Genomic DNA, 5,568 nt, shown 5'->3' with positions numbered 1-5,568 from the left:
GTACTTCTTCGCCGTCGCACCGCCCGACTTCGCCAGCACCATCGTGATCGCCGCCGTCAGCGTCGTCTTGCCGTGGTCAACGTGACCGATCGTGCCGATGTTGCAGTGCGGCTTATTGCGTTCGAACTTTTCCTTGGCCATCAGGGTCCTGCCGGCGTTGCTTAAACCAATGTGCGAGAGTTTGGAGCGGGTAGCGGGAATCGAACCCGCATCCTCAGCTTGGAAGGCTGCTGCACTACCATTGTGCTATACCCGCCGACCAGGCGGCCTTTCGGCATCTCTCCGTTTGCTCCGGCGCGTGGTGGGGGAAGTAGGACTCGAACCTACGAAGCCATTACAGCAGCGGATTTACAGTCCGCCCCCTTTGCCACTCGGGACATTCCCCCTCGCGCGCAGAACCGCCTTGGCGCCTGGAACGAAAGCTTCCGCCGCGTCCGCCTGGGGGTGCTAAGAGCCCCCGCAGATGGTCCGCAACCGGAGATCCCGTCCGGGGGCCCCAATTTGGAGCGCGTCTTATAGTGGCCTCGCATCCCGAACGCAACGACGCCCGCAAAGCTCGTAAGCCGCAATCTCACGGCCGCTTCCGGCGCAGGGCGGAGACGCCTTCCGACGACTGGCTGTGGGGGTGGCACGCGGTGGAGGCGGCCCTGGAAAATCGCGCCCGCGCAGCCCCGCTGCGCCTGCTCGCAACGCCCGAGCGCGCGCGCCAGCTCGAGCAGCGATTCGGCCGCCTTGCCGCGCTGGAGACCGCCGACAACCAGCTGATCGCCCGCCAGCTGCCGCAGGGCGCGGTGCATCAGGGCGTGGCGCTGAAGGCCGGCGCGCTCGAATCGGCCGAGCTCGAGGACTTCCCCGTCGAGCCCGGCGCGGTGCTCCTGATGCTCGACCAGGTGACCGACCCGCAGAACGTCGGCGCCATCCTGCGCTCGGCCGCGGCGTTCGGGGCCAAGGGCGTGATCCTGCAGGAGCGGCACGCGCCCAAGCTCGCCGGGGCGCTCGCCAAGGCCGCCGCGGGCGCGGTCGAACGCACGCCGGTGGCGCGGGTGACCAACCTCTCGCGCGCCCTGGAGACGCTGGTCGAGCTCGGTTGGCGCACGGTGGGCCTGACCGGCGCGGCCGAGCGCGGCCTGGGCGAGGTGCTGGACGGCGGGCCCGTGGTCCTGGTGCTGGGCTCCGAGGGCGAGGGCCTGCGCCGGCTGGTCTGCGAGCACTGCGACGAGCTGGCGAAGATCCCGATGCCGGGCGGCTTCGAGAGCCTGAACGTCTCCGCCGCCGCCGCGGTGGCGCTTTACGAGGCGGCGCGTCCCCGAACCTGAAGCCAGGGCATTGCAGCGCGGGCCCGGCTCGCGCATTGAGAGCCCCATGCTCGATAGCCTGCTGACCGCGGGCGCGCTCAGCGCGCTTCTCCAGGTGCTGATGATCGACCTGGTGCTGGCGGGGGACAATGCGGTCGCCGTGGGCGTGGTGGCCGCCGGCCTGCCCGTCCACGACCGCCGGCGGGTGATCTTCTGGGGCCTGGCCGCCGCGGTGGTCACGCGGATCGCCTTCGCCCTGGTCACCACCCAGCTGATCGGCGTCATCGGCCTGCTGTTCGCCGGCGGCCTCCTGCTGCTCTGGGTCTGCTGGAAGATGTGGCGGGAGCTGCGCGACCAGGCCATGGCCGAGGAGGCGCAGGCCGACGCCGTCTTCGACGCCGACCCGGCGACCGAGCCGAAGGGCGCGCGCCCCAAGACCTTTGGCGGAGCCCTGCTGCAGATCCTGATCGCCGACGTCTCCATGTCGTTGGACAACGTGCTGGCCGTGGCGGGGGCGGCGCGCGAGCATCCGGCGATCCTGGTGCTCGGCCTGCTGGTGTCGGTGGGACTGATGGGCGTGGCCGCCAGCTGGATCGCCCGCCTGCTGCACCGCTACCGCTGGATCGGCTACGTCGGCCTGGCGATCGTGCTCTACGTCGCCCTGCACATGATGTGGGAAGGCCACCGCGACCTGGTCCGCGACCTCGGCTGGACCCAGCAGTACAACCGCGTGGCCCCCGCCCCGCTGGACATCAAGGGCGGGCGGTAGAGCCCGCCGCCTCCGGCCCGCCGAACCGCTCGCGCCACTCGGCGACCTGGGCGTCCTCGACCTTGCGGAACAGGACGTCCGGGGCCTGGACCTTGCGGCCGGGTTCGAGGATCGAAAGCGTCCCCTCCCCCCCTTCGGCAGGACTGGCCAGCGCCGGCCAGCGCCCGGGGAAGGCCTCGCCCACGGCCAGGGCGATCTTCTCGGCGGCGAAGGGGATGAAGGGCTCGCTGACCTTGGCGAACAGGGCCACGAGGTTGAGGCCATGGCGGACCGCCACGGCCGCGCGCTCGCGATCGGTCTTGATGGCGGTCCAGGGCGCGGCCTCGGTCAGGTACTGGTTGCCCAGCACCCACAGCTGGCGAACCGCGGTCGCCGCCTTGCGGAACTCGCGGTCCTCCATGTGGCCGGTCAGCTCGCGCAGCTTGGCCAGCACGTCCTCTTCGAGCTTGGCCTCGAGCGCGCCGGGCGTCCCGCCCTCCGGGACCGCCCCCTCGAACCGAGTCTCGGTGAACTTGAGGATGCGGTTGACGAAATTGCCCAGCACGTCGGCCAGGTCGGCGTTCACCTGGGCCTGGAACGGCTCCCAGGCGAAGGTCGAGTCCGAGGTCTCCGGCGTGTTGGCGACGATCCACCAGCGCCAGTAGTCGGCCGGCAGCAGCTCCAGCGCATGGTCCATGAACACCCCGCGCTTCTGCGAGGTGGAGAACTTGCCGCCGTAGTAGTCGAGCCAGTTGAAGCCCTTCAGCTGGTCGACCAGCTTCCAGGGCTCGGGATTGACCACGCTCCACTTGCCGTCGGCGCCTCTAAGCTCGTTGACCCCGATCAGGGTGCAGGGGAAGCCAACGGTGTGGAAGGGCACGTTGTCCTTGCCCATGAACTCCACATAGGTGACGTCGGCGGCGGCCTGGCCGCGCCACCAGCGCTGCCACTCGGCGTCCTCGGCGCCCGCGCGGCCGGCGTCCTGAGCCCGGCGGTCGGCCCACTCCCAGGTCGCGGCGATGTACTCGATCGGCGCGTCGAACCAGACGTAGAACACCTTGCCGGCCAAGCCCTCGATGTCCGGCAGCTGGCCCTCGGGATTGGCGCCCCATTCGAAAGCGTTGACCGGCACGCCCCATTCCAGATCCCGCGTGATCCCGCGGTCCTGCAGCCCCTCGTCCAGCCACTTCAGCGCGATCGAGGTGACCAGGTTCGGCCAGTGCGCCCGTTTGGATTCGATCCAGTGGCGCAGCTTCTCGGCGAACAGGCTCTGGCGCAGGAAGAGGTGCTTGGAGCCGCGGATCTCGATGTCCGGCGAGCCGGAGACCGCCGAGCGCGGATGCAGGAGGTCCGCCGGGTCGAGCACCCGGGTGCAGTTCTCGCACTGGTCGCCGCGCGCGGCCTCGTAGCCGCAGTGCGGACAGGTCCCGATCACATACCGGTCCGGCAGGAAGCGCTTGTCGGCGTTGGAGTAGACCTGCTGGGTGACCCGCTCCTCGATGAAGCCCGCCTCCCACAGGGTCCGGGCGAACGCCTGCGTGAGCCGGTGGTTGTGCGGCGAGGACGAGCGGCCGAAGTGGTCCCAGGAGAGGCCGAACCGGCGGCCGAGGTCGTGCTGGACGGTGTGCTGGGCGGCGCAGAAGGTCGCCGGATCCTGCCCGGCCTCGGCCGCGGCGAGCTCGGTCGGCGTGCCGTGCTCGTCGGTGGCGCAGATGTAGAGGGTCTCGCGGCCGCGCGCGCGCTGGAAGCGGGCGTAGACGTCGGCCGGCAGCATCGAGCCCGCCAGCGTCCCCAGGTGCTTGATCCCGTTGATGTAGGGCAGAGCCGAGGTGATCAGGATGCGGGACATGGCAGGGACTTGGGCGCCTTGGGCTTCACGAGAGGATCGGGGCTTATAGCCGCGACCGCCGCGCAGGCGAAACCCGGCGGCGGCGATTTACGATCCAGCGAGCGCCAGCGTTCGACTTAAGCCCCCGCCACGATCTCCTCGGCCCGGTGGAACAGCGCCGGGTCGACCGCTCGCTCCGCCGCGGCGGCGTTGTCGTCGAGCTGCTGCGGCCGGGTGGCGCCGACGATCGCCGAGGCGACATTGGGCTCGCGCAGCACCCAAGCGAGCGCGAACTGCGACAGCGTGCAGCCCGCCTCCGCCGCCAGCGGCTTCAGCCGCTGCACGGCCTCCAGCACCTTCGGCCGCATCAGCTCGCTCATCGTGTGGCCCATCCGGTCGCTGGCGGCGCGGCTGTCGCCGGGCGGCCGCGCCCCGGGCAGGTACTTGCCCGTAAGCACCCCCTGGGCGAGCGGCGACCAGACGATCTGCGAGACGCCGTTCTTGGCGCAGAGCGGCGTCACCGCCTGCTCTGGCTGGCGGTGCAGCAGGGAATACTGCGGCTGGCTGGAGACGAACCGCTCGACGCCCGGAATGGCGAAGGCGGCCTCGATCTGCGCCGGCGTCCATTCGCTGAAGCCGATCCAGCGGGCCTTGCCGGCGCGGACCACCTCGCTCAGCGCCGCCATGGTCTCCTCGAGCGGCGTCTCCGGGTCGTAGCGGTGGCACTGGTAGAGGTCGACGTAATCAGTCCGCAGGCGCCGCAGCGAGGCGTCGATCTGCTTCAGCACCTGCGCCCGCGAGAGGCCGCGGTCGCTCTGGCTCATCGGGAAGAAGAGCTTGGTCGCCAGGACATAGCTGTCGCGCGGCCGCCCGTTCAGGGTCTCGCCGAGAAAGCTCTCCGCCGCGCCTCGGCCGTAGATGTTGGCGGTGTCGATGAAGTTGATCCCCAGCTCGAACGCGCGGTTCACGCAGGCCCTGGCCGCGTCCGCCTGGACGCCGACGCCAAAGGTCAGCCATGAGCCCAGCGAGATCACCGAGACCTCGAGATCGCTCGCGCCGAGCTTCCGATACTTCATGGCCGTCCCCTCACCTCGCGCGCCGTTCTCGGCGAAGCTCGGATATGGGACGCTAGAACGGCCCCTTGAAGACCACGAAGGCGCCGGCGGCGATCAGGCCGAAGCCCACGACGTGGTTCGCGGTGAGCCGCTCGCCCAGCCAGGTGACCGAGAACACCGCGAAGACGGTGAGCGTGATCACCTCCTGCATGGCCTTCAGTTCGGCCGGCGCATAGACCGCACGGCCCAGCCGGTTGGCGGGCACGGCCAGGCAGTATTCGAAGAAGGCGATGCCCCAGCCGATCAGCACGATCAGCCACAGCGGCCGGTGCTCGACCTTCAGCTGGCCGTACCAGGCGAAGGTCATGAAGACGTTGGAGGCGATCAGCAGCAGGATGGGCGCGATCGCGGTCCAGGGTGCGGGCATGAGGCTAGCGCGTCCGTCGCTCGAAGTGGCCGGGCGCGGCTATAGGCGGCCCGGCGCCTGCGCGCCAGCCCTTGCTTAGTGTCTGCCCCGAAAAGAAGTTGGGTGATATCAGAGGCTTGTGATTCTGTCGGTGTTGCGAAGCATCGACGGAGCGACACATGTGGACCGATACCACCCGGGCAAAGCATGCCCGCAAGGGATTGCGGTATTCAAGC

The 5,568-nt window shown here is 69.8% G+C and carries 6 protein-coding genes and 2 tRNA genes; 2 read left to right on the top strand and 6 right to left on the bottom strand.

Annotation, left to right across the window (positions count from 1 at the left end; translation table 11 throughout):
- The 3 genes from VJS38_RS19270 to VJS38_RS19260 all read right to left on the bottom strand — a co-directional run.
- A partial coding sequence (locus VJS38_RS19270; RefSeq protein WP_324089766.1) for a GTP-binding protein occupies positions 1–141 on the bottom strand: 141 nt, incomplete at its 3' end.
- 41 nt (positions 142–182) lie between these two features.
- Positions 183–256: transfer RNA gene (locus VJS38_RS19265), tRNA-Gly, on the bottom strand.
- A gap of 43 nt (positions 257–299) precedes the next feature.
- Positions 300–386: transfer RNA gene (locus VJS38_RS19260), tRNA-Tyr, on the bottom strand.
- A 132-nt stretch (positions 387–518) separates the two neighbouring features.
- Between VJS38_RS19260 and rlmB the strand changes: the two genes are divergently transcribed.
- Positions 519–1,316, top strand: a complete 798-nt coding sequence (gene rlmB, locus VJS38_RS19255) for a 23S rRNA (guanosine(2251)-2'-O)-methyltransferase RlmB (protein ID WP_324089765.1) — start codon at positions 519–521, stop codon at positions 1,314–1,316.
- 46 nt (positions 1,317–1,362) lie between these two features.
- A complete protein-coding gene (locus VJS38_RS19250; protein WP_324089764.1) occupies positions 1,363–2,064 on the top strand; it encodes a YjbE family putative metal transport protein in 702 nt (233 codons plus the stop codon).
- Here the strand turns inward: VJS38_RS19250 and metG are convergent.
- The 3 genes from metG to VJS38_RS19235 form a co-directional block, all read right to left on the bottom strand.
- A complete protein-coding gene (gene metG / locus VJS38_RS19245) occupies positions 2,048–3,892 on the bottom strand; it encodes a methionine--tRNA ligase (protein ID WP_324089763.1) in 1,845 nt (614 codons plus the stop codon). The genes VJS38_RS19250 and metG overlap by 17 nt on opposite strands.
- Positions 3,893–4,008: 116 nt before the next feature.
- Entirely contained in the window at positions 4,009–4,947 is a 939-nt protein-coding gene (locus VJS38_RS19240; RefSeq protein ID WP_324089762.1) for an aldo/keto reductase family protein, read from the bottom strand.
- A 52-nt stretch (positions 4,948–4,999) separates the two neighbouring features.
- Positions 5,000–5,353, bottom strand: coding sequence for a DMT family protein (locus VJS38_RS19235; RefSeq protein WP_324089761.1), 354 nt, complete (start codon positions 5,351–5,353; stop codon positions 5,000–5,002).
- Positions 5,354–5,568 lie beyond the last annotated feature (215 nt).

It is taken from the genome of Phenylobacterium sp. (assembly GCF_035276905.1).
Lineage (GTDB): Bacteria > Pseudomonadota > Alphaproteobacteria > Caulobacterales > Caulobacteraceae > Phenylobacterium.
Note: the sequence above shows the minus strand (reverse complement) of the source record. Positions and strands in the feature narration are given on the sequence as shown.

Bases quoted from the DNA above. Each gene is read 5' to 3' on its own strand.
- metG (WP_324089763.1), bottom strand. From the start codon at position 3,892: ATGTCCCGCATCCTGATCACCTCGGCTCTGCCCTACATCAACGGGATC.
- VJS38_RS19250 (WP_324089764.1), top strand. From the start codon at position 1,363: ATGCTCGATAGCCTGCTGACCGCGGGCGCGCTCAGCGCGCTTCTCCAG.
- VJS38_RS19235 (WP_324089761.1), bottom strand. From the start codon at position 5,353: ATGCCCGCACCCTGGACCGCGATCGCGCCCATCCTGCTGCTGATCGCC.
- VJS38_RS19240 (WP_324089762.1), bottom strand. From the start codon at position 4,947: ATGAAGTATCGGAAGCTCGGCGCGAGCGATCTCGAGGTCTCGGTGATC.